The organism is Fictibacillus fluitans, from assembly GCF_030418125.1.
In the GTDB taxonomy this organism is placed as follows: domain Bacteria; phylum Bacillota; class Bacilli; order Bacillales; family Fictibacillaceae; genus Fictibacillus_C; species Fictibacillus_C fluitans.
This window is the reverse complement of record NZ_JAUHTR010000005.1, coordinates 97,122-120,514: the sequence shown is the minus strand read 5'-3', so window position 1 is coordinate 120,514 and position 23,393 is coordinate 97,122. Positions and strand designations below refer to the sequence as shown.

Here is a 23,393-nt window from a genome sequence, read left to right as displayed (position 1 = left end):
AGTAAAAATGGATGGGGGGAATACAAATGCCAGAAACATTGACAAAGCAATCCTTTATTTATGAAATGAGCAAGGAGCATAAACCTTCTTTAGTCGTGAAATCAGGAAGTCAAGTCACGATTGAGACGTACGATTGTTTCCTGAACCAGATTACTTCGGATGCGACAGAGTATTCATCCATTGATTGGAACCAGATCAATCCGGCAACAGGTCCAGTGTATGTGGAAGAAGCGGAGCCGGGGGACATCCTCGCGGTAACCATTAATAAAATTGAGCTTGAAGACCAGGGCGTGATGGTCACAGGACCCGGACTTGGCGTGATGGGTGAACGGATATCCGAGTTTTCGGTTAAAGTGGTTCCCATTAAAGACAATAAGGCGATTTTTAACGAAAATGTCCAGCTGCCGTTAAATCCAATGATCGGAGTCATTGGTGTCGCACCTGAAGATGGCGCGGTCTCCTGTGGGACGCCCGGCAATCACGGCGGAAACATGGATACAGTGTTGATTACGGAAAATGCCACGGTGTATTTCCCTGTGTTTCATAAAGGTGCTCTCTTTTCACTAGGAGACCTGCATGCGGCCATGGGTGATGGTGAAATAGGCGTTTCCGGCATTGAAATCCCTGCCAGGGTACATGTGACGCTGAAGGTGATGAAAGGTGAATCCATTCGGACACCGGTAGTTGAAAATGAGGATGGAATGGCTTTTCTCGTTTCCAAAGAAACGCTGGATGAAGCGGCAGATAAAGCGGTGGAAGAAATGGTGGATTATTTGCTTGGCAGAACAGATCTCTCTCTTGAAGAAATTACAATGCTGCTAAGTGCGGCTGGCCAGGTGCAGATCAGCCAGATTGTTGATCCGCTCAAAACGGCACGCTGCTATTTATCAAAAGAAGTGCTGAAAAGTCTGGGCATTACGTCTGTGTTTGAGGGGTGATGGGTATGGAACCGAGTACAGCTGCAAAGGCAGATATCCAGACGCCTTACCGCCAGGAACTGAAGCGGTCCCTGTCCTTTTGGGATCTGTTGATTTACGGCATGGTGTTCATGGTGCCGATCGCACCGTTCGGAATTTACGGTTCAGTCGTTCAAGGCTCCAACGGCATGATTGCCCTTGCGTATCTGATCGGAATGGTGGGCATGATCTTTACAGCATTAAGCTACGCCCGCATGTCCGAGGCCTTTCCCATTGCCGGATCGGTTTATTCCTATGCACAGCGTGGAATCAACGACTCTGTCGGATTCATTGCGGGATGGCTGATCCTGCTGGATTATATTTTTATCCCGGCGCTTCTTTACCTGGTGAGCGCGTCGGCTCTTCACGATATGGTGCCGCAGATCCCTTTGTTCGTCTGGTCCCTTATTTTTATCGTAATCAACTCGGTGATCAACATCCGGGGAATTGAATTTACGGCGAAGGCCAACAAGATCATCGTGGTTCTTGAGCTGATTATACTGGCTATCTTCCTGCTGGTGGGAGTCATGGCCATCGCCAAAGGTGTAAACGGGGCTGAGCTGACGGTCAAGCCATTGTACGATAAAAACCACTTCAGTCTGGGAGTCGTCATGGGAGCTGTTTCCATTGCGGTCTTGAGTTTCCTTGGGTTTGATGGAATCTCCACCCTGGCCGAGGAAACGAAGGATGGAAGCAAATCCATCGGTAAAGCCTGTATTTATGCGCTGCTCACGGTAGGTGCGCTGTTCATTATCCAAACATGGGTAGCGGCGCTCATCTGGCCGGACTTTAAAAGCTTCAGCAACCCGGATGTGGCTTTCTATCAAATCGCCGAGGTGGCTGGCGGAACATGGCTCAAGTATTTGACCATTCTGGCAACCGCCCTTTCATGGGGAATCGCCAATTCACTCGTTGCGCAGGCGGCCATCTCACGCATCCTGTTCAGTATGGCCCGTGACCGTAAGCTGCCGTCATTCCTGGCCAAAATCCATCCGAAGTACCAGACGCCTTATCTTGGGACGATCGCCATTGCTGCTATTTCCATTGTGGTGACAGCATTCTTTGCCTCCAAAATTGGCATGCTGTCTTCCGTTGTGAACTTCGGGGCGCTGTCGTCCTTCTTGTTCCTGCATCTATCGGTCATCAACTATTTCATCAGGAAAAAGAAGAGCACCGATTATGTCCGGCATCTCATCCTGCCAATCGTAGGATTTGTTGTTATCGGCTATGTGTGGATTAATCTGGACCTGCTTTCCAAGAAGCTCGGCTTCATCTGGCTGGGGATTGGAATAGTCTACTTAATTGCCTTAAAGCTGATGAAGAGAGATACAGGATTAAAGCTGGAATAATAGAAAAGGAGCATCTCCAGATTAATAGGGGATGCTCCTTTTTGGTTTAACATTAGTTTATTATGGTAATATTTAGAAAAACGAGAGGGGATATTGATGGGTACCTTCTTTCAGAAAGACAAAAATCCTGGGTCAAAGGTTTATTCAAGGTTTGCTGGCGTCGCGTGTCTCGCCGCTCTCTTTTTCTTTATTATTGGATGGTTTAATGAAGGTTATGATACACCAATCATGAATGCAATTGGAACTGCCTGTTTAGGAGTTGCTTTTTTGTTTTTCGCTTTATGGTACAAATCCAAGGGAGATAAAATGAATGTTTATCTCTTTATATTTACTTCACTCATTTGGTTTTGGTTAGCGGCTGACCGCATTTTTGAGGGTTAAGATGTATATAATTTAAAGAAGGTTCAAGAAGGAGGCTGGGACTATGTGGCTATTAATCTTGCTGGTGGTCATCATCGGGTTTGCTATTTTAATAGACTGGAAACGCAAAAGAAATAGCAACCACCCACAGCCGCCGACGCATCCTGGTGGCAAGCCGGGAGACAGCTCGAATTATATGTTGGGGGATAATAAGTATACAGATGGCGGGGGTTCTTAACCCGCCATCTTTTTTTATAAACCCGGCACCCTGACAGGAACAAAACTGAAGGTAGGGTTTGAGGTGTTTAATCGGTCGTAGGTGACCACGTAGTAGTTCGGACAGGCTGGGCTGCTCGTGACATTTCCGCCACAGCCGGTAATGAGGTATGGAATCGTTGCGGTCATCCCGCCGAGATTCCGCTGGATCGTGTACCGGTAGGAGGTGTGGCGATGATGATTAAAGATGGCTTTAACACTTGGCCTGATGACATTGAAAAAGGCGTTGGTCTGCGTGGTGGAAAGCACATAATGGTTGTTTTCCGGAAAGCTTCGGTTCTGGCCGACACGCAGATCGGCGTGGAAATCCACGAGAATGCGGCTGGATGCCTGTGTTCTCTGACGGAGCCAGGTCAGGTCTGCGGGCCGGAAGTAAGGAGGGCCCGTTAAGCCGTTAAAAAAAGTGGGAAGCTGGATGAGATGCACATTCGCACCGTGAATCCGGATATCAGAACGTATATTGCCAATGTATTGTTCAAATAAGCGCGGAGTGATCACACCGCCTTCACGTGCAAAATCGTGGTTGCCGATCGTCACAAAGATGGGAAGGTTCGCTGGAAAGAGAATCCCGCTGGAAACAGAAACAAAGGCTTTAAAGTTATTCTCCTTGTTTCCCTCTCCGATCGCATCTCCCCCATGCAGGACGAAGGATGCGACATTTCTGTAATTGGTGACAATGTGCCGTAATATTCTTCGGTATCTTTCGCCAGCCGTATCAAGTATATATCTCCCCTGAGCCGCGTTATACCCTGTTGTTCGCAAATGACTGTCTCCGAGAACGATAAATGTCAGCCGGCTGCTGGAGATGGGCTTGGCATTTAGAATACGGAGAGAGTCGGTATTTAATCTTGCCATGTCTTGACCTCGCTTATGTTGGTAAGTCTTATTGATATATCCTATGTCCGCTTTTGTTGAGGCGCATGGGACAAATGTTGTTCTCTGCGAGAAAAGACATCTCTAAAGACGGCCTTGCAGCCTCGGCAGGGGATGGCTGCTGCCCACCGGGAGGAACAGCAGGCTTGTTTTTTTCTCTTCCTTCAGTTGAAAAAGATCATCATAAGTATTCACATCAAAGCCGAGAAGCGGATGTCCGCAAAGATCAAGTGCAGAAGCGGCAAGCAGCAGCTGCTGGGACAGAATTCCGGCTTCCATATGCTGAATCCGGTGGCCTCTGTATCCATAATCGGCCCTGTAGTGGTCACTGGAACCAGCAATGACAAAATGCAGAGGGACTTGGGCGAGGTTGACCGTGTCCGCCAGCAATCCGTCTTGCAGCTCAGTGCGGAAGTCACCTTCCTCAATGATGGTTAGGTCTTGTTTTGAATCATCATAAGAATAAAAGCCGTTCGGCAAACCTTCCACGTTATAGGTGTAGCAGTACAGCGATACACAAGGTACATCCACATCAGTTTGATGCACCGTTCCTGAGAAGGTTTCGTTTAGAAGAGCCATTAAGGTATCTTTACTTACCGGTTTTTGATAAAAGTCGAGCCCGGGAGAATGCCGCTTTTCGCACACTTTATAAAAATCGTACGATAACCTTTTTGCTTGAGAAGGCTGTGTTGACACTTCGGTTTTCTCCTTTTTCAATGGTAACGAGTCCAGCATACACGCTTCGTTCATTTTTAGTAATACCGGGTATTCCCTGATTACTTTTGAACGCACGAAATGAGAATGGGACAGCGGGACTAATTCGCCTGATAATGAAGAAGCAGTGATGGCATCTTCAACATTATCTTTCCTGGACCAATTTATAGCGGGATCAACGGAAAGGGGAAGTACCGCATATACGCTTTCTTCTTGCTGGGATATTCCTAAAAGATGGTTCATAGCGCGGTCCAGAAACTGATAATAAACACTGGTTTTAAACTCGAGCCGCCTGCCTGTTTCAAGCAGCTGGCCGATTACAAATCCGGTGTCCAGTCCTTGCAGCCGGTAGGAAAAATTGTGGTACTTGAAAAAGTTTTTCCAGAAAAAGACCGAAAGAAAGACCATGCCAAAGGTGGAGGAAACATCACAGCGGCTGCCGAGAGCCCGCTGAAGGTAGCGATCAAAATTCCCTTCCCTCAAAGCAACCAGCCGGTGGTGTGCGGCATCATAGTGATAAATGCCGTGCGGAAGGTCCTCCATTTTTAAATAAAGATACAGTTCGCTTGGATAAAGGGCGCCGCCCGAAGGGGCAAAGCGCCGGTATGTGGTATATTCTCCTGTTGGATCATCCGCTGGCAGCGTCTGGCTGAGCTGGGTGAGGCCAAACGTGAATTTTAAGAATTGGCCGAGATCTTCCAGAGAGGGTGTGGATGTTTTTTTCTCTTTGAAATGGAATGGAGGAGAAACGGGCAAATCCACTGACGGCAATCCACAGTACAGTTTATAGGGAAGGGGGGCGTCGTCCCAGTTCACCACCCAGTCCCCAGGCTTCACTTTGTCTGTCTCGTAATGAAGCTTATATACAAACTCATCGAGGTGCATTTCTGTTCCTCCTTTGGGACGGATTATGGAAACGGATGAGGATAAGGATTCAAGTCGCTGACGTTCAGGGGTTTTTTGGCATACCCCAGTTTCGCGGGCACATTCAGTACGCGGTCCAATCCTTTCAGGCGGGTCAGATGGTGCCCGAATGTCATGGGAATCATGCCCGGAATGATGACTTTGACACAGTGAAGTCCGTTTCGCTTCAATTCAGGACTGGTCTGATCCACGACGATGACTTCCAACTGAAGGCGGCGGAAAATGCTCAGGATATCTTTTAAATCGTCAAGCAGATCCGGCTGCTGGCGGGGCGGTTCGAAAGCTTCGTCAAAGCGGTTTACGGGTGGTTGGTCCAGCAAAAACGACAGGCGTTCTTCGGTTTCCTTTAAGCCAAACAGCATGGAGTGGTCTTCCATCTGCTGGACGAGATAGGAATCGTGATACATATTGACGTATTTTTCACGGTTGTGTTCCAGCTTTTCATCCAGGTTCAGCAGCATGCCGGCAATCTCCTGAACGGCTCCTTTTACCGCTCTCATTGGGTCAATATGGGCTCCGGCAGCACAAATGACGTTCATGCCTGTGGATTTTGTGCTTTTGGCAATGGCCCAGACACTTGGAATATTGTTCTCGGTTGTTGAATTATACAGGCTGACTTCATAGCCGGCCACGGTACGTATCCGCTCAATCATAAGCCGGAATTCCTTATCATCGATTGATGCAGGATCAAAGCAAGGAAGAGGAAGCTGGCCGTACCATGTCATCAGGAACGAATCACGCTCCACGATTTCAAATATCCCGTAGAGAATGGCTTCTTCAAGGCTGCCGCCAAGCGCACAGCCGTTGGAGGTTTCATAGACAAATCCTCCGCCGCACCCCAGACTGTAATACGCAAAGGTCTCCGGTACCAATAATGGCCGCTCCTGTGTAAGCGAATAGCCCCACACCCAATGGATGGACCGTTCAGGTGTGAGCGGCTGAAAAGGAAAATGGGGGCGGTTATATTGTTCCTCTGTATGAAGGCCTACTGACTCTGGATCAAGGGCTTGATCTTCTACCTCAGAATAAGGCGCATAAACCATTGTGCGTTTTCCTTTTGAAGCATAGCCGCAGTATCTTTCGAGTCCTTCCAGGATGGCGCCCTGTTCACTTTGAATATAGGATTGGGTTCGCCCTGCACATAATTCATTGCCAGTCAGCAGGGGCAGATTCACGACCGTATCAGCGAACGGCGAGGTGAGGTCGTAGTGTTTTTGATTCAGAAGACCTGTTCGAGGGTCTACGTAACTTCTGCCAAGAACCTTCTCAAGCTCTCCCAAAGAGCGGCAGCGGAAGCTATTGGTGGAAGTTTTGGGGCTTGGTTTCAATTGAATTGTTGCTCTCTCTGCGGTATCCTCCGGAAGATTTCCGCATACCGGACAGTACGGATCAGGCAAAACGTGGTGACGGGACAGCCGGAGTGTATTTAAATGCAAAAGGAAGACATGTTCATCGGTAGGACTCTCTTCTCCCGTCATGATTCGGTGAACCTCCTCCTGAATGAGAAGGGAAGCCTGCTTTAGCCCGAGAGTTGAGGCCCATGGATCATTTTCTTTTTGAGGATGGTCTATCATGTATTCCTTCAGCTGGAAATGTTCTCTCCGGTTGGAGCCCGCCATAAAAAGGCGCTGGTCCGCGCAGTCGGAACAGCCCTCCTGATCAGGCTGAACAAGCGGGCCGATGCAGGCTTCACCAAAAGCGACATATCCACGGAGCCAGGGAATGCCGGATGACCGGAAGACTTCATCGGCTTTCCGGTGCTCCGCAGGAACCCAGGAATCGTGAAGCACGAGCGCCAGCGCCTGTTGATCCAAATCTGCTTCTTCTACCGTATTTGCCCTTGATAATGGATAATGTCCATTCAACTCTCCACATACCTGTTCCGCCAACATTCCACTTCCAATAATCACGATGGATTGGCTCATGTCTGTTCCACCCCGCTTAACGCCACGCCATAAATGTCTCTCGTATGTTCGTTGAAAAAGGATTCCGCCTGCAGCTCATAAAATTGAGCCTTCTTGTTTAGCTGATCTGTAGCGGACAATAAGGTTTCTTTCCATGTTTCTTCTTTAAAAGAGAACTCAGGCTGTTTCTCTTTATGGAAGGCAACTGAAGAAGCGGTAACCCCATAGGGGCAATGACAGATATCCTCATTTTGGGCAGTTACCAAAGCCGTTTGCAGTGCCCGATTTACAGCCATCTTCAGATTGAGACCCACACTTCCATGCCATTTTTCATCGTCTTTAACCCAAACGACCGGAAAACCGAGCAGGGTTTCTCCAGAAAAGAGCTGCGAATCCGGTTTGAGGGTTCTTAGGGACTTCCATAAAAATTGGCACCGATCATCATCTCTTGATGACAGGTCCAGCGGCGCTTCGCTGACACTGTAATCTTTCTTTTTTAGAAACATGTCATGAAGGGCATTTTGCAGTGCTCTGCCCATTCCTTCCTCTGCCGTTTGGCCAACGCCTGCTCCCCAATAAAGGGGACGGGTTTTGCCAAAGAACTCTTGCTCATAGCTGCTGACATATCGCTCGAGGCCCAACATACCGGCTTCAAGGCGGGCTTCTTCATGGGTGAGCCCGGAACAAATGAGCTCAGGAAAAAGTTTGGCCGGACCTTCCGAATTCGGATCGGCAACCTGGACTTTACATTGTGACAGCGGGAGCTGGAGCAAATCTGCTTCCTCCCAGACATGAAAGATACCCGCTTCCCTGGATGTGATTTGCATGAAAAGGGGATGCAGGTTTGTGGGCTGATGAGAGTGGGCTTCAATGAATTCAGCCGGGTTTTCAACAGGCTCTGCAGAAACACGGCCACTTACCAATGGATGGGGTAAAAACAGCTGCCAGGTTCCTTCAAGCGTTTCAAGGTTAAGCAGGTAGAACGAGGTATCCGTTCGATCTTCATACATGCCGGTAATTTCTTTAAACCATTCAAACACGGCAACGTTCGCCAGCAGAGCACAGGCTGTTTGCGACGGGGAAGAATGGATAGATTGATCCTGGCGCTGATGAATGCGCCGGAATGCAGATTCCCAGCAGCCATCCGATTTGGCAGTGACGAGCGGTCCGGCGAAGGCGAGACCGTCTGACAGGGTAACCGGAAGAAAGGTTTTTCGTTCTTTCTTGCAAAGGGAGTGAAGGGTGCGAAGTTCCGTTACATCATTGCTGCTGGAACCATAAAGGATAGAATCATAGGGTTTTAGCCATGTGCTCCAATCATTTTTGGGCAATTGCATAATCATAACTTTGGTCTCGGAATCTTTTTTTACAGCTTCTTCTACCATTTCGTTCAGACGCAGCTGGAGGGATTGCTGCGAATCGGAAAGAAAGACGGTAAAGCGAGAGAGACCGGATTGAAGGAGCGATTGAACAAGAGAGGGAAGAAGTGAGTCACAGCTTATGACTGCGGCCTTTGTCTGGCGGTAACCCTGGAAGCGGTATGCCCCTGATCCCCTGATTTGATCCAAATACTCAATTTGCGAAGCGTATTGGTTAAGAACGTCATCAGACAGCTGGTGGGGGAGGTTCTGGCTTACATCCCGGGCAAATCCGTTTTCATACAGAATTTGTACGATTTTATAGACCTGTTCCTGAAAAGCCTCCGGCAGTCCTTTAGTGATTGCCTGAAGTGTATGTGTTCCGTCAAGCATCGGTGTGAGCCTTTCCAGCCAGCGGTCGATGGTGCTGCCATCCATCCGTAACGATTTTTCATTATTTCTGATAAATACTCCCTGATTGGAATCAGGGAAAACAAACGTATCCCTGTTTATCTTCAAACACATTGACGCATTAACCTTTTGCATGATGGCCCTCCTTTTCAGAAAGCTCGCATTGACATCGTTTAACTGTATGGATAACTGATTGTACATTATGTCTGTCTGCATAAAGAAAAGCCCTGCATTTCGAAAGGATGCAAGACTTTTCTTGTGTAGCAGCTATTTCTATTACTTAGCGGTGACCTCCGCAGCCTCCGCAACGGCCGCCACAACCGCCGCAGCGTCCGCCACAGCCACCACAGCCTGCACAGCGTGCACAGCCGACGCATCCTGCACAGCGAGCACAGCCGACGCAACCGCCACAGCCGCCACATCCTCCGCACGGCCCGATACAGGTCCCAACCACACAGACACCAACAACCACACACTGTCGTGCGGGATCATTCATATCCTGGTACTGGGGATAGTTCGGCTGTACATTGCTGACATTGACATCTTCCGTGTTTAATCCCTCAAGATTCCACTTGAATTCATCCAATACGATAACCTCCTTTACTAAAAAGGTTGAACAAACTAGAGACAACGCAAGGGGCGTCCTGTCTTCCCGACAAATACCCTCACCATAAAGTATGGATAGTACTTGTACCAAGTTACGGTCAGGAGCGGAAACAAACACTTATGGGCTAAAGACTTATTGGGATTTTGTCTTTAATGAGAGGGTTGTACATATAATGATTCATCAGGTGATAATAGGGGGGGATATTGTGGAGATTAACCTGGGAATCTTTCTTAGTGCTTTAGGTACGGTTTTCGGAGCTATACCGGCGCTGTTAATCCGTAATGTATCTCACCGTGTGAAAGATAATCTGCTGGCCTACAGTGCAGGGATTATGGTGGCAGCCTCTGCCTATGCTTTAATCCCATCTACTTTAAAGCTTTCAAATATGTTTGTCTTGACCTTTGGAATCCTGGTCGGGACGGCTGTCCTTACCCTGCTGGAGATATTCCTGCCCCATCAGGATGCGGGTCATGGAGCAGATTCGTCTTCTCATATTCGCCCGCTTCTCATTATCGCGGCAATGGCCATACATAATATTCCTGAAGGGATTTCCGTCGGGGTGAGCTATGCCAGCCAGTTTTCCGAATTAGGGTCTTTGGTTTCTTTTTCGATCGGCCTGCAAAATATACCGGAAGGATTTCTGGTATGCCTTTTTCTTGTCACGAACAAGATTCCACGGCTACAGGCCTTTTTATATACCGCTTTTACAGGTGTAATCGAATTGGTGTCTTCCCTCATTGGGCTGCAGCTGTCCGATGCATTCTTTGGCATCGTTCCTTATGGACTGGCTTTTGCCGCGGGTGCCATGCTGTTTGTTGTGTACAAAGAACTGATTCCAGAAAGCCATGGGGATGGCAATGAACGTTCAGCAACCTTCTCGTTTGTCATTGGGTTAATTTCAATGATCTATCTTACCAACTTATCTTTATAGAAAATTAAAAAGGCAGTTCTCCGAATCGGAGAGCTGCCTTCTATAAAATGATTTATTAAAGCGGAGAAGGTGTAATTCCTTCGGGTATCGGGCACTCGTATGCTTGCCCTTCTGTTTGGCTGGCGAGTTCGTCCTTGGCCCGCTCAACAATTTCAGGATCCTGCAGAATCTCCCATGCGGTGCCGGCCAACACTTTTGCTGCCTGCAGCATGCCTTTGTGGGCAAGGGAGGTAGCACCCTGGCTGACGAGCTGCCAGGTGTGGAGCGGCGTTCCAAAAACAAAGCAGGAACCGAAGAACTGGGCGGTCGGTACCGTCCAGCTGACATCGCCCACATCAGTAGAGCCGAACATCATCTCATTGGTTTCTTCAAATGGAAGGACGTTTTTGAGGAAAGTTCCGGTGACGTTTTTCAGCCGGTTGGTCGGCGTCAGCTTGTTGATTTCCTGGATCGTATTTTGAATATCTTCCGCTGTAATCTGCTGGTGAATGTCTCTAGCAAACTCCATCTCATCCTCGTCATATTCAGGAGTGCCATAGATTTCGAGCTGCTTGTGCATCACATTTCCAAGCGAAGAGTTCGGCAAATAGTTGGAGCATGCTTTATCGAGCCGTACTTCGACCTCGGTTTCTGTCATAAGTGCTGCGCCTTTGGCGATGTTCAGCACCCGGTTATAAATGCTTTTCACATCGCTCATTTGCGGTCCGCGGACAAGATACAGCACCTCAGCTTCCGGCTGGACGACGTTCGGTGACAGTCCGCCCGTATTGGTGATCGCGTAGTGAATGCGCGCTTCCGGGATGATATGCTCGCGCAGGTAATTGACACCAACGTTCATCAGCTCCACCGCATCCAGTGCGCTTCGCCCGAGTTGGGGAGAGTTGGCAGCGTGGGACGCTTTTCCTTTGAATGTAAATGCAACCTGATAGTTTGCGAGAGATGAGAATGAAAAGATGCCGCTGTAGGAGCCGGGGTGCCAGGTAAGGGCACAATCGGCATCCTGGAAGAGTCCTTCTCTTATCATGAAGGTCTTTCCTGAACCGCCTTCTTCCCCAGGACAGCCGTAGTATTTAATCGTTCCTTTTACGCCCTCTGCTTCCATCTGTTTTTTTAAAGCAATGGCAGCCGCTAGAGGGGCGGTTCCAAGAAGGTTATGTCCGCATCCGTGACCATTGCCGTTAGGAGATACAGGGTCTGGTGAAGCTGTCTTTGCGTGCTGGCTTAACCTGGGAAGGGCATCATATTCACCCAGAAGGGCAACGACGGGCTTGCCCTGTCCATATGTGGCGATAAAGGCGGTTTCAATTCCGCCAACGCCCCGTTCCACGGTAAATCCTTCTTTTTCAAGCGTACCGGCAAGAAGGTCATAAGATTGGTATTCTTGAAATCTCGTTTCTGCGAAACCCCAGATGGTGTCGCTGAGATTGATATATGCATCGCGGTTTTCTTCAATGAGCTTATCGATTTGAGAGACAGACTCTGCTGTTTTCATAGTTTAACACCGCCTATTTAAGAGTGATATTCCCAACATGTGACACGAGCTTCTCCAGGGAGGCAACCGCAATTTTCATGGCTGATTCATCGATATCGAATTTCTCGTGATGATGTCCGGCTGCAAGCGTTGTTCCAAAGATCAGATACGTGGCATAGCCGCCACGCTCTTTGACTCGTTCGAGCATATAGGTCGCATCCTCGGAGCCCGAGCCAAACGGAGAATCGCCGATCACTGATTCTACACCTTCGATATCCTTGACGGTTTCTTCCACGTACGCTTTTAGCTCGGGGCTGGAGTCACTGGTCTTGGCTTCTCCGACAACATCCGTTTTGACTTCCACATCATGCATGACGGCAGCTCCGTTGATAATATTCAGCGCTTGTTTGAGGATATACTGATTGATCTCGGTTGTTTCGCCCCGTGTTTCCGCTTTTAAATGAGCGGAAGAAGGAATGATGTTTCGACCGGTTCCTGCTTCAAAGACGCCGACGTTGATTCTGGATTGGCCTGCACTGTGCCGGCTGATGCCATACAGATTCAGTACAGCCGTTGAGGCGGCGAGAAGTGCGTTCTTTCCCTCTTCCGGATTGCTTCCGGCATGTGCAGCCTTCCCTGTATAGTCCACATTGATTTTTGTGGTGGACAGGAATCCATTGGCTCCGCTCACAATCTGTCCGAGCGGAATGCCCACCCCGATATGGGAGGCAAAAAAGACATCCACGTCATCCACCACACCTGCCGCGACCATCGACTTGGCCCCGCGGACGCCTTCTTCAGCAGGCTGAAAGATGAATTTAATTCTTCCGGTCAGTTCATTCTTGTTCTCAGATAAAAGCTTGGCCAGACCGAGGCCGATCGACGTGTGGGCGTCATGGCCACAGGCGTGCATCATGTTGTGGTTTCGGGATTGAAAGCCTTCCCTTACCGGGACATGGGAGGCATCAGAGGACTCTTTTAAATCGAGTGCGTCCATGTCAAAACGAAGGCCAACCGTTGGTCCGGGTTTGCCGGTATCCAGAAGTCCGACGACTCCGGTAAATCCGCCCGATAAAGAAGGAAGCCATTTTGGATCGGCACCCTGGGAAAGAGCGCGTTCCTCCTGGTCTTTTAAAAAGGATGCGGAAGGCACACCCATGCGGGACGCTTCATCCACCACTTCTTTTCCGGCTTTCACTTCATAGCCCCACTCTTCCAGACGGGAGGCTACAAGTGAAGCTGTACGGAATTCAACCCAGCCTGATTCGGCGTGCTGGTGAAAATCTCTTCGCCATTCTACAATTTGCGGATATAAATCATGAACAGAACTTGTTTTCGTTGTTGTCATTTGTAATCACTCTCCAGGATGTTCGAAGTTTTAGTTAATGTACATGCCTACTCCCGGCCCAACCGGAATACCGAGAAGTCCAAAGGCAAGAAGCAGGATAATCCAAACGATTAAAAACACAATGGTATACGGAATCATTAACGACATCAGGGTTCCGATTCCCGCTTTTTTGTCATACTCATTCATGAAGGTCAGCAGGATCGCAAAATACGGATTTAGGGGTGTGACCATGTTTGTGGAAGACTCACCGATCCGGTACGCCACCTGAATGAACGCCGGGTTGTAATTCAGCAGCATGAGCATCGGCATGAATACCGGAGCTTCAAGTGCCCATAATGCTGATCCGCTGATGATGAACAGGCTCAGGAAGGCAGAGACAAGGACAAAGCCAACAATAACCGGAAGCCCGGTCATATGAATGGAACTCAAGCCATCTGCCGTATTAACCGCGATCCATGTGGCAAGATTGCTCCAGTTAAAGTAGGCGATGAACTGGGCGATGGCAAACACGAGGACAATATAGCCGGCCATGTCCCGGATCGAATCGGTCATCAGTGCAGGCACGTCGCTGGTCTTTTTGATTTTCTTCATTGTGACCCCAAATGTGACGCCAACGGTAATGAAAAAGAGCAGGATGATTGGAACGATTCCGTCCAAAAATGGGGAAGGGATGATCGTTCCGCCTTCTCCCCTCAGCGGGGAGTTCGGGATAAACAGCACAAGAGCCACAAGCCCGATGTAAAGGATGGCAGCTATCAAGGTGTTGCGCAGCGCCTTGTTCTCAAGCGCATTGCTCGTGAAATCTAGCTCCTTTTTTCCTGTTTCTCCTTTATAGGCACCTAGGCGGGGTTCTATGAATTTCTCTGTTACCAGTCCTCCGACGATTGTCAGGACAATGGTGGATACGCTCATAAAATACCAATTATCCACCGGAGACACCGATGCGTTCGCATCAATCGTGTGAGCTACCTCGGTGGAAATGCCGGAAAGAAGCGCATCTGTTCCAGCGATTAAAATATTGGCGGTAAATCCAATTCCCGAACTGGCAAAACCAGCAGCCAGTCCGGCAATCGGGTTGCGGCCGATGGAGTAGAAAACTACAGCAGCGAGCGGCGGAATGATAACAAAAGCGGCGTCGGACGCAATGTTGGCCATGATACCGATGAAAAACACAGTATAGGTAATGACCGATTTGTGTGCTTTAATGATCGTCTTTGTGATCACGCTCTCGAACAAGCCAACGCGCTGGGTCAGCCCGATTCCCAGCACCATCGCCAAAACAAGGCCGAGCGGTTTAAAGCCGGTAAAGTTTTCAAGCATGGATGTAAGCATGAATTTCAGGCCTTCGCCGGAGATCAGGCTTTTAACTTTCAGTGTTTCTTTGGTGGCAGGATGCACAACAGATACATCAAATAAGCTGACAATTGCAGATAAAACAATCATGAAAAATGCCAGATACACAAAAAGCATAAAAGGATGGGGAAGACGGTTCCCGAGCCGTTCGATTGTATTCAAAAAACCTGAAATGCCCCTTGCACTTCTTTTTTGAACACTGGCTGATAGTTCTGCCATTTCAAAATCACCTTCTTTTGCAGTTTTTTATTAACGGAAATTGTCCGTTAATATTCCGTTAACAAAGTATTCAGCATAGTCTGACAAAATCCTTCTTCTTTTTCAAGAAAAATTTTAAAAGATGTTAAGTTTCCTAACATGAGTTTTTGATTGCGTTCTTTTCCATTCATAAAGGAGTTTCCGCAATGGAAGTGAATAAACTTTTTAAAAGGGTTTTATGGAGAAAGGAGAGATATTTCGAATCTATTTGACTTTATGTCAAGGCGCATATCGGTATACACAGCTCTTGACCAAGACACCTATTTTAAAGTGGCTCAAGCCTTCCAAAGCGAGGGGCTGAGCTACAAGGTCAAACGAATCAACCAGGGCAGTTCGGGGATAGGCTCGAATTACAGTGCCAATGATTTTTCGGCATCGACATTCTACGAATTCTTTGTGAAGAAGGAATCGCAGCACAGGGCCCGGAAGATCCTATTAAACGTATAAATCTATGCAGAACTGAAGGAGAGGGAACACAATGCTTAATGTTAAGCCGTTGGATGAAAGAGATTATGAACTGATTAAGGCAGCGGAAAAGGTTATTGGAAAGAACTATAGATATGAACGTCATCATATTGGTGCTGCAGTGAGATCAAGAACAGGAAAGATATTTGCAGCAGTTCATGTGGAAGGCAGTATAGGAAGAACAACGGTGTGCGGGGAGGCAATGGCTCTTGGAAAATCAATTTCAGAGGGAGAGCATGAATTTGAGACGATCGTCGCTGTTGCCCATCCTCATCCTCATGAAGATACTGAAACGTGCTGGGTGGTCGCGCCATGCGGCATGTGCCGGGAGCTAATTAGCGATTATGGCAAAGAGACGGAGGTTATTCTCCCTTATAATGGAGAGATCATAAAGTGCAATGTCATGGAGCTGCTTCCTGAAAAATACCGGTCCGAATATTAAATAAGAATGAACGAAAAAGCCCTCCATTAAGGAGGGTTTTACAGTTTTAATTTATAGATTTTACGCGGACGGCCGCGGTATCCGGACTGCTCTTCACCGGTGACCTCAGCCAGATTCAATTTTTCGAGTTCCGTTAAGATGCGCCTGGCGTTCCGTTCGGTTCCTTTTAGCCATTGCGATACTTCAAGAGCAGTAACGGTGTTCTTTTTATAACGCTGGGCGAACGATTGGATTTTCCCGACCACCGCCGGACTGATGTTGGCGTTCTTTAACGTTTCCTTCCACTGATCCCCGAGGGAGCGTCCGTTATAGGAGACTTGTTCGTTGGTTTGCAGGTTTTCAGTTACAGTTTTGTCCTCATTCACCTGGATGATGACCGGTTTGTCGTACCGGCGGGCAAACCGGAAGGCGAGTCTGACGTTTTGCTCGGCCTCGAGCGCGGTTAACCCGTAACCAAGGCCAATGTTAATCTGCAGGTTGCTGTGAAGCTTTGTATCTTCGATTAATTGGTGCAGTGAATTGTCTCCGAAGTGGAGGTCCATTTCGCCGCGTGTGGTGTAGATATAAAAATGGTCGTCGCCGATCTGCTGAAACGAGCCGTGGACCAGTTCCGCGTAATGAAGCAGAATCCGCTGCAGCTCAAGCTCCTGTTGTCGTCGCTTGTATGTATAATATGATTCGTCAGTTGAGGACGGAGAATCGAATACGGTAATGCCGAGAATGGCCGTCTGGGCTTTTTTGTACCATTGTGACAGGCTGTACTCTTTTAAATACTGCAGCATGAGCCGTATGGAAGGAATGCCGGGGGTCACCCGGTAACAAGGAATGCCAAGAGCCTTCAGCTCAAAATAAACCTCCTGGATAAACGTGATGGCCACTTCCGTTTTGCCTTCTCTGTACAGCTGGACATGAAAACCGATCAGGTCTTCTGGAGGAAGATAGCCCGTATAAGGAAGTGTATAGAGCTGAAAGGCTGGGATCGTTTCGCCGATATCCTTCAATTCATCTTCCTGAATACTGTCCACGCTCATGGTCGAAAAAATTTTGTTTTCTTTCACCTGGGCTTCGAGCAGAGTTTTATACAGGCTGATGCCGTTTACGGGTGCATAGCTGCCTTCCTTTTCTTCAATGATTCCTTTGGCCAGAGCATAATGATACGGGGCCTGCCCGGAAAAAAACCACTGATCAACCCGGTGTTTGTTTTCCTCGATCAACGCTACTGTTTCCTCGAGCCTTTTATAAACAAAAGGGAGGATATCGATCGTATCAAAATACTCTGCTGCTTTTTTGACCAATTCTATTGAATCGGAGGGACCGATCACACCTAACTGAATTCTCATAAAAAACGTCCTTTTGGGAGAACTGGATCCTTTTTATCCGTGCCAGAAGCTCCTCATTTACTGGATAACTCTTCTTCTATCATAAAACAGGATGGGAATCGTTTTCAAATCTTCCATTGAGTTTTAGCTGAGTCGCGAAAAGGGAAGGGAAGAAGTGGAAGAGTAAATGATCAGGAGGCGTTAAACTGCATGTCAAAAACTATTTTTATTACAGGTGCCGGAAGCGGACTGGGAAGAGGAACGGCTATAGGACTCGCCCAAAACGGGCATAAGGTGATTGCAACGACGGAGCTTACGTCCCAGCAGAGTGATCTGATGAAGGAAGTGCAGGAAAAGAATCTCGATATTGAAGTCTTTAAGCTGGATATCACCAACGAGCGGGACCGCGAGAAAATCAAGGAACATGACTTTGATATCTTTTTGGCTAATGCTGCGATCAATGAAGGCGGACCGCTGGCGGAGGTTCCTTTGGACCGCTTTCGGGGGCTGTTTGAAGTGAACGTGTTTGCCACGCTTGAAACTGTACAGCTGGCAGCCGCCAAGCTGGTGGAAAAAGGGTTCGGGAAAATTGTGTTTATGAGTTCCATTGCCGGGATTTCGGCTACCCCGTATGTTGGTCCGTATACGGCAACAAAACATGCGATTGAAGGCATTGCACAGACGCTGAGAAAGGAATTGGCGGAGTTCGATGTTCAAGTGGCGACGATCAACCCGGGCCCATTCGCAACGGGATTCAACGACCGGAGTGCCGAGGAGAAGTACAAATGGTTTGAAAAAGGAAAGAATTTCACACGGATTGAGGACATGAAAAAACAAGAGGAAAGTCTGAAGGATCAGTACGATCCGGAAGACATGATCCGCAAAATGGTGGAAATCATTCCGATGGAGCATCATCCATTCCGTACCGCCTATCCAGAGGAAACCGAAAAGAAAATGAAGGACTCAGAAAAAGAAAATTGGGAACTGGAAATATAAGCGTCAGCCTTGTAAAGCACCCACACCGGGTGCTTTTTATTATGCATTTACACAGGGAGAAAGCTTCGCTACACTTATAGACAGACAATTCAGCCAATATATACTCATAAACAGAAGGAGAGTTGTTCATGTTTTCACTGGAAGGTAGGGTTGCGGCAATCACTGGTGCAACGAGGGGAATTGGCCGCGAAATGGCGCTTGCGCTGGCAGAGGCTGGTGCTGATATTGCACTTCTGCAGCGCAACACTGCCGATGATGCAGTAAAAAAAGAAATAGAGGCTCTCGGGCAGCGTGCAATGATTGTGCACTGCAATCTGGAAGAACAGACCCATGTCCGGGATGCAATTCCAACTGTGGTAAAGGAGTTTGGAAAGATCGATATTCTCGTGAATAATGCAGGCATCCAGCGCCGGTCTCCATCGGTATCTTTCTCGGAAACGGATTGGGATAATGTTATCAATGTCAACTTGAAATGCGTATGGCTGTTATGCCAGGAGGCAGGGAAGTTCATGGTCCGGCAGCAGTCCGGAAAAATTATTAACATGGCTTCGCTCTTGTCCTTTCAGGGCGGCTTGACTGTCCCGGCATATGCAGCAGCAAAAGGGGGCGTCGCTCAATTAACAAAAGCCCTGTCCAATGAATGGGCGAAGGAGAATGTGAACGTCAATGCCATTGTTCCGGGGTACATCGCTACGGATATGAACTCGGCGTTGATCGCGGACGAAACGAGAAACCGCCAAATTCTCGAACGGATTCCGGCAGGACGATGGGGATCAGCTGAAGACTTTAAAGGCACCGTAGTATTCCTTGCATCAGATGCGTCAAATTACATTCATGGCCATTTGCTGGCAGTGGACGGAGGCTGGTTGGGCAGGTAAGAGAAAAAAGGCAGCAATCCTGTTCGAAACAGAGCTGCTGCCTTTTTTTATGAATAGAGGTGTATATGTGTTGTGATTGTTAGTAGGATGTTAAGTACCATAAGTGGAACGGTTGCTGGGATTAATACTGCGACTTTTTCTCACGCAGGAACTGTGTAAATTGCTCTTTTGATATGCTGGAATCCATGGCTTCTTCTACAAGTTTCAACCATTCTGGGTCTGTTAGTTCGTCTTTTGCTGGAGATTGTGCGTTAATCGTTTCTGGACGGGGTACTTTTAAAATCTTGAACGTTTTATACATTATATACACACTCCTATCTAACTAAATAGTAATCGATTTGTAAACCCAAAGAAGAGTGGCAAATTGCAACATATGTAATTAATGTTAAAAATAAATGGTGTTTTTATAAGATTCGTTAACTCCTGACCGTTTTAAAACCGTCACAAAAAATAATTCTGAGCTGTCATATAAAATATTTATTTCACTATGTGTATTATTGCAGGTTGAATTGTTACAGAAAGGGAATAGATTAAATGTTTTACATAAGGAAGGGAGAGAGTCGGAATGAGAGAAAAGTACCGGTATTTTATCATCGGCATGATTGTATTTATGACCGTGGTGAATTACATTGACCGGGGCGCCATCTCCTATGCGCAGGAGGCGATCATCGGAGAATTTGGATTGAACCCGAAGACGTGGGGCCAAATTCTTGGTTATTTTGGCTACGGTTACATGTTTGGAGCTCTGTTTGGAGGAGCTTTGGCGGATAAAAAAGGGCCGAAGTTTGTTTGGATCGTTGTCGGGATTGCCTGGTCGATTTTTGAAATGGGCACCGCTTTTGCCGGTGAAATTGGTCTTGCCTTGTTTGGCGGCTCGGCCATTGCCGGTTTTGCTGTTTTCCGTATTCTTTTTGGCTTTGCAGAAGGTCCGACGTTTTCCACGATTAACCGGACAATGGCAAACTGGGCGGCACCAAAAGAAAGGGGCTTTGCTGCTTCGCTTGGACTATTGGGAACGCCGCTCGGTGCTCTTCTGACAGCTCCTATCGCAGTTGCACTATTATCGTTTACCAGCTGGAAAGTAATGTTTATTATTCTTGGTGTAATAGGCTTGATTTGGATTTTCATCTGGATGAAGGTGTTTACGGACCAGCCGGAGGACAACCCGAAGGTATCCAAAGAGGAACTGGCAGAAATCCGGAATGAAAAGGAGCTGTTAAGTTCAGAGAAACTCGTGGACGAAAAAGAGGAAGAACAGGTGCCATGGCATCACTTTTTCCGTAATCCGACGCTGATAATGAATGCGATCGGTTATTTCGCGTTTCAGTATGTGAATTTCCTGATCTTAACCTGGACACCGAAGTATTTGCAGGATACTTTTGATTTTAAGCTGGCCTCCCTCTGGTATCTTGGGATGATTCCCTGGGCCGGTGCCTGTGTGACCGTGCTGCTTGGAGGGAAAATTTCCGATGCTCTCCGAAGGAAGACAGGAAGTCTGCGCATTGCCCGCTCAGGTCTTGCGGTTGTATCCCTTCTGTTGACGGCGATCTGTTTTATCCTTATTCCTACTGTACACAGCGTGACCGCGGTGCTTACACTCATGACGATCGGGAATGCATTCAACTTCTTGCCAAACTCTGTGTATTGGACCGTCATCATTGATACGGAGCCGTCCAAGGCAGGTACGTTTGGCGGAGTCACCCACTTCTTCACCAATATAGCCACCATTGTGGCACCGACATTAACGGGAGCCCTGGTGGCCATGAGCGGTTATGGCGCCATGTTTGTCGCTGCTGCCATTGCTTCTGCTGTGGGTATGGTGGCCATGATCTTTGTCAAACCGGGAAGCTCTAAACGCACCATTAAACAATCACCAACAGCCAACCGGCCGTCTGTTTAAGGAGAGGAATCAATGAATAAGAATACGGTTTTACAATTAAGTCTTTCGGCACTATCTGAAGAAATCAAAACAAAAGAAATTTCGCCTGTTGAAGTTGTACGTGAATTGTTGGATAGGATTCAAGAGGTTAATCCTGTCGTGAATGCTTTTATAACGGTACTTGAGGAGCAGGCGTTGAAAGAAGCCCGGCAGGCAGAAGGGGAAATCATGGCGGGAAACTGCCGGGGGCGGCTTCATGGTGTTCCAGTCGGATTGAAGGATCTGATTTACACAAAGGGAATCCGGACAACAATGGGTTCTAAAATCTTTCAAGACTTTATTCCGGACCGTGACGCGGTGGTGGTCCAGAAGCTGAGAAAAGCCGGAGCCATCCTGATCGGCAAATGCAACACACAGGAATTCGCATACGGGCCTACAGGAGATGCTTCGTATTTTGGACCGGCACGAAATCCGTATAATCCGGCAAAAATGACCGGGGGTTCGAGCAGCGGATCGGGAGCCGCAGTCGCCTCTGGCCTGTGCTTTGGTGCCCTGGGAACAGATACGGGGGGATCCATCCGTATCCCTGCTTCAGCCACAGGAATTGTAGGAATGAAACCCACCTTTGGGAGGGTAAGCAAAACGGGTATTTATCCGCTTGGAAAGACACTCGACCATGTAGGGCCGATGACCCGCAGTATCCGTGATAATGCGTTGCTGCTTGGCGTGCTCGCTGGATTTGACCATGAGGATCCGTTCTCCCATAACCTTGGGAACGAAGACTTCACCCTCTGTATTGGTGAATCCATCTCTGGAAAGGTAATTGGAATTCCAACCAGCTTCTACTTTGACCGGGTGGACGAAGAAGTGAAGGAAAAGGTAAAGAAAGCGATTCACGTGCTTGAGGGCTTGGGAGCGGTGATCCGGGATATAGAAATTCCTGTATTATCAAAGGTTTCCTATACCCAGCTTAAAACCCTTCAAAGTGAAGCCTACGCCCTTCATGAAGAACACGTTCTCTCCCGTCCGCAGGATTATCAGCCGCCGGTGCTGGAACGGCTGAAGCAAAGTGCGGAAGCCCGTGGGTATGAATATGTAAAAGCCCAGGAAATCCGCCAGGAAGCGAGAGAAGCTTTCAACAACGTGTTTGAACAGGTGGATGTCGTTGCTGCGCCAACAGTCGCCATTTTGCCGCCGGATATCGGGCAGACGGAGATTACCGTAGGCGGGCAGGCGGAGCAGGTCCGTTCAGCACTTTTGCGGTTGACGGAACCCGCCTGTGTTACCGGTCTTCCAAGCTTGTCGGTCCCATGCGGATTCTCAAGTGATGGACTTCCGGTCGGTCTGCAGCTGATCGGCAAGCCGTTTAGTGAAGCCCGGCTGTATCAGGTTGGAGCAGCCTTTGAGCAGGAAGCATCCTTGTCCACACTAAAGTGGGATGTACAGCCGCTTATGCAGCGATCTTAAGGTTTATGTCTTTAAGCATCTGAGAAATCAGGTGCTTTTTTTGCGCAAAAAAACATCCTCCAAAAACTGAAGGATGCTAAAATGATCAGCCGATGATATGCAGGCAGAAATCAAGATCCGCCTGGAGGTGCCTTTTCATCAGGTCTGCAGCTTTTTCTCCGTCGCGTGCTTTAATGGCTTCGTAAATTTGTTCATGTTCATCAATGAGATGAGGACGCTGATTGAGAACAACGGTTTTTCGAAACAGATAAATGAGCGACTGCATACGGTCAATGGTGTCAATCATGACAGAATTATTGCTGGCCCGTACGATGATTTCATGAAACCGCTCATTGGCGTCCATGATTTCTTCGGTCGTTCCTTTTCTTCCGATCTCCACGCATTCATACAGCGCCTGTAAATCCTTTTCAGGAAGAAAGGAAGCAGCACATTGAGCAGCATACCCTTCGAGCAGAATCCTCATCTGAAAGTTATTCCGTAAATCCTTTTCCGTTGGTTTGACAACCCGTTTATTGACAATGAGTCCTTCGTATTCCAGCTTCCGAATGGATTCCCTGATGGGCGTCCGGCTGAAACCCAGTTCGGAGGCTATTTTTTCTTCCACGATCTTGGTGCCCCCTGGAAGTTCGCCATTTAAAATCCTGTCCCTTAGAACGGCATAGGATTGATGGGTGGCAGAGCGTGAACGATCCGTTTCCAACACAATTTTCACCTCAAGTTTCTTCAACAGTCTATCTATATCTTACCAAAATCATTGCGAAAAAAATATAAGTAGGTGTATTCAAAGTGTCTTTTGTATACAAAATAATAAAAAATGTATACAAAAATAATAAAAGCGTGTACAATTGCAACTG

21 protein-coding genes are annotated in these 23,393 nt (G+C 47.9%); 10 read left to right on the top strand and 11 right to left on the bottom strand.

Annotated elements, in window-relative coordinates; genetic code table 11:
• Positions 1–26: 26 nt before the first annotated feature.
• From QYB97_RS11260 to QYB97_RS11245, 4 genes are all read left to right on the top strand, one after another.
• Positions 27–938, top strand: coding sequence for an acetamidase/formamidase family protein (locus tag QYB97_RS11260; RefSeq protein ID WP_301166101.1), 912 nt, complete (start codon positions 27–29; stop codon positions 936–938).
• 5 nt (positions 939–943) lie between these two features.
• Complete coding sequence (locus QYB97_RS11255; protein ID WP_425589793.1) at positions 944–2,305, top strand: APC family permease; 1,362 nt, start codon at positions 944–946, stop codon at positions 2,303–2,305.
• 96 nt (positions 2,306–2,401) lie between these two features.
• A complete protein-coding gene (locus QYB97_RS11250) occupies positions 2,402–2,686 on the top strand; it encodes a hypothetical protein (protein WP_301166099.1) in 285 nt (94 codons plus the stop codon).
• Between the two features lie 43 nt (positions 2,687–2,729).
• Positions 2,730–2,903: a hypothetical protein gene (locus QYB97_RS11245; RefSeq protein WP_301166098.1), complete on the top strand. Its 174-nt coding sequence runs from the start codon at positions 2,730–2,732 to the stop codon at positions 2,901–2,903.
• A 14-nt stretch (positions 2,904–2,917) separates the two neighbouring features.
• Here the strand turns inward: QYB97_RS11245 and QYB97_RS11240 are convergent, their stop codons facing one another.
• The 5 genes from QYB97_RS11240 to QYB97_RS11220 form a co-directional block, all read right to left on the bottom strand.
• Positions 2,918–3,796, bottom strand: coding sequence for a metallophosphoesterase family protein (locus tag QYB97_RS11240; RefSeq protein ID WP_301166097.1), 879 nt, complete (start codon positions 3,794–3,796; stop codon positions 2,918–2,920).
• Positions 3,797–3,898: 102 nt separating this feature from the next.
• The gene (locus tag QYB97_RS11235) at positions 3,899–5,413 is read right to left on the bottom strand and encodes a SagB family peptide dehydrogenase (RefSeq protein ID WP_301166096.1); all 1,515 of its coding nucleotides are present in this window, start codon (positions 5,411–5,413) and stop codon (positions 3,899–3,901) included.
• Between the two features lie 23 nt (positions 5,414–5,436).
• On the bottom strand, positions 5,437–7,377 hold the full coding sequence (locus QYB97_RS11230; RefSeq protein WP_301166095.1) for a TOMM precursor leader peptide-binding protein: 1,941 nt from the start codon (positions 7,375–7,377) through the stop codon (positions 5,437–5,439).
• The gene (locus QYB97_RS11225) at positions 7,374–9,260 is read right to left on the bottom strand and encodes a bacteriocin maturation protein (protein ID WP_301166094.1); all 1,887 of its coding nucleotides are present in this window, start codon (positions 9,258–9,260) and stop codon (positions 7,374–7,376) included. The genes QYB97_RS11230 and QYB97_RS11225 overlap by 4 nt, the downstream gene beginning before the upstream one ends.
• A 145-nt stretch (positions 9,261–9,405) precedes the next feature.
• Positions 9,406–9,711 carry a hypothetical protein gene (locus tag QYB97_RS11220; RefSeq protein WP_301166093.1) on the bottom strand — a complete coding sequence of 102 codons (306 nt, stop codon included), beginning with the start codon at positions 9,709–9,711 and terminating at the stop codon, positions 9,406–9,408.
• A 193-nt stretch (positions 9,712–9,904) separates the two neighbouring features.
• Between QYB97_RS11220 and QYB97_RS11215 the strand changes: the two genes are divergently transcribed.
• Entirely contained in the window at positions 9,905–10,663 is a 759-nt protein-coding gene (locus tag QYB97_RS11215; RefSeq protein WP_425589792.1) for a ZIP family metal transporter, read from the top strand.
• Between the two features lie 55 nt (positions 10,664–10,718).
• On the opposite strand, the gene QYB97_RS11210 is transcribed toward QYB97_RS11215, so the two are convergent.
• Genes QYB97_RS11210 through QYB97_RS11200 form a run of 3 tightly spaced genes read right to left on the bottom strand, consistent with a single transcriptional unit; the run spans position 10,719 to position 15,054 of the window.
• Complete coding sequence (locus QYB97_RS11210; RefSeq protein ID WP_301166092.1) at positions 10,719–12,155, bottom strand: M20 family metallopeptidase; 1,437 nt, start codon at positions 12,153–12,155, stop codon at positions 10,719–10,721.
• A 13-nt stretch (positions 12,156–12,168) separates the two neighbouring features.
• A complete protein-coding gene (locus tag QYB97_RS11205; protein WP_301166091.1) occupies positions 12,169–13,482 on the bottom strand; it encodes a M20 family metallo-hydrolase in 1,314 nt (437 codons plus the stop codon).
• Between the two features lie 30 nt (positions 13,483–13,512).
• A complete protein-coding gene (locus QYB97_RS11200; protein ID WP_301166090.1) occupies positions 13,513–15,054 on the bottom strand; it encodes an AbgT family transporter in 1,542 nt (513 codons plus the stop codon).
• Positions 15,055–15,571: 517 nt separating this feature from the next.
• On the opposite strand from QYB97_RS11200, the gene QYB97_RS11195 reads away from it, so the two are divergent.
• Positions 15,572–16,000 carry a cytidine deaminase gene (locus QYB97_RS11195; protein ID WP_301166089.1) on the top strand — a complete coding sequence of 143 codons (429 nt, stop codon included), beginning with the start codon at positions 15,572–15,574 and terminating at the stop codon, positions 15,998–16,000.
• A 38-nt stretch (positions 16,001–16,038) separates the two neighbouring features.
• On the opposite strand, the gene QYB97_RS11190 is transcribed toward QYB97_RS11195, so the two are convergent.
• Positions 16,039–17,340, bottom strand: a complete 1,302-nt coding sequence (locus QYB97_RS11190; RefSeq protein WP_301166088.1) for a helix-turn-helix domain-containing protein — start codon at positions 17,338–17,340, stop codon at positions 16,039–16,041.
• A gap of 189 nt (positions 17,341–17,529) precedes the next feature.
• Here QYB97_RS11190 and QYB97_RS11185 point away from each other — a divergent pair, with 189 nt between their 5' ends.
• Together QYB97_RS11185 and QYB97_RS11180 are read left to right on the top strand one after the other, a co-directional pair.
• Positions 17,530–18,315, top strand: coding sequence for an SDR family oxidoreductase (locus QYB97_RS11185; RefSeq protein ID WP_301166087.1), 786 nt, complete (start codon positions 17,530–17,532; stop codon positions 18,313–18,315).
• Between the two features lie 128 nt (positions 18,316–18,443).
• The gene (locus tag QYB97_RS11180) at positions 18,444–19,193 is read left to right on the top strand and encodes an SDR family oxidoreductase (RefSeq protein WP_301166086.1); all 750 of its coding nucleotides are present in this window, start codon (positions 18,444–18,446) and stop codon (positions 19,191–19,193) included.
• A gap of 121 nt (positions 19,194–19,314) precedes the next feature.
• On the opposite strand, the gene QYB97_RS11175 is transcribed toward QYB97_RS11180, so the two are convergent.
• Entirely contained in the window at positions 19,315–19,494 is a 180-nt protein-coding gene (locus QYB97_RS11175) for an anti-repressor SinI family protein (RefSeq protein ID WP_301166085.1), read from the bottom strand.
• A gap of 264 nt (positions 19,495–19,758) precedes the next feature.
• On the opposite strand from QYB97_RS11175, the gene QYB97_RS11170 reads away from it, so the two are divergent.
• Both QYB97_RS11170 and QYB97_RS11165 read left to right on the top strand, forming a co-directional pair.
• On the top strand, positions 19,759–21,093 hold the full coding sequence (locus QYB97_RS11170; protein WP_301166084.1) for an MFS transporter: 1,335 nt from the start codon (positions 19,759–19,761) through the stop codon (positions 21,091–21,093).
• Positions 21,094–21,105: 12 nt separating this feature from the next.
• The gene (locus tag QYB97_RS11165; protein ID WP_301166083.1) at positions 21,106–22,539 is read left to right on the top strand and encodes an amidase; all 1,434 of its coding nucleotides are present in this window, start codon (positions 21,106–21,108) and stop codon (positions 22,537–22,539) included.
• An 85-nt stretch (positions 22,540–22,624) separates the two neighbouring features.
• On the opposite strand, the gene QYB97_RS11160 is transcribed toward QYB97_RS11165, so the two are convergent.
• The gene (locus QYB97_RS11160) at positions 22,625–23,242 is read right to left on the bottom strand and encodes a GntR family transcriptional regulator (protein WP_425589791.1); all 618 of its coding nucleotides are present in this window, start codon (positions 23,240–23,242) and stop codon (positions 22,625–22,627) included.
• Positions 23,243–23,393: the final 151 nt, after the last annotated feature.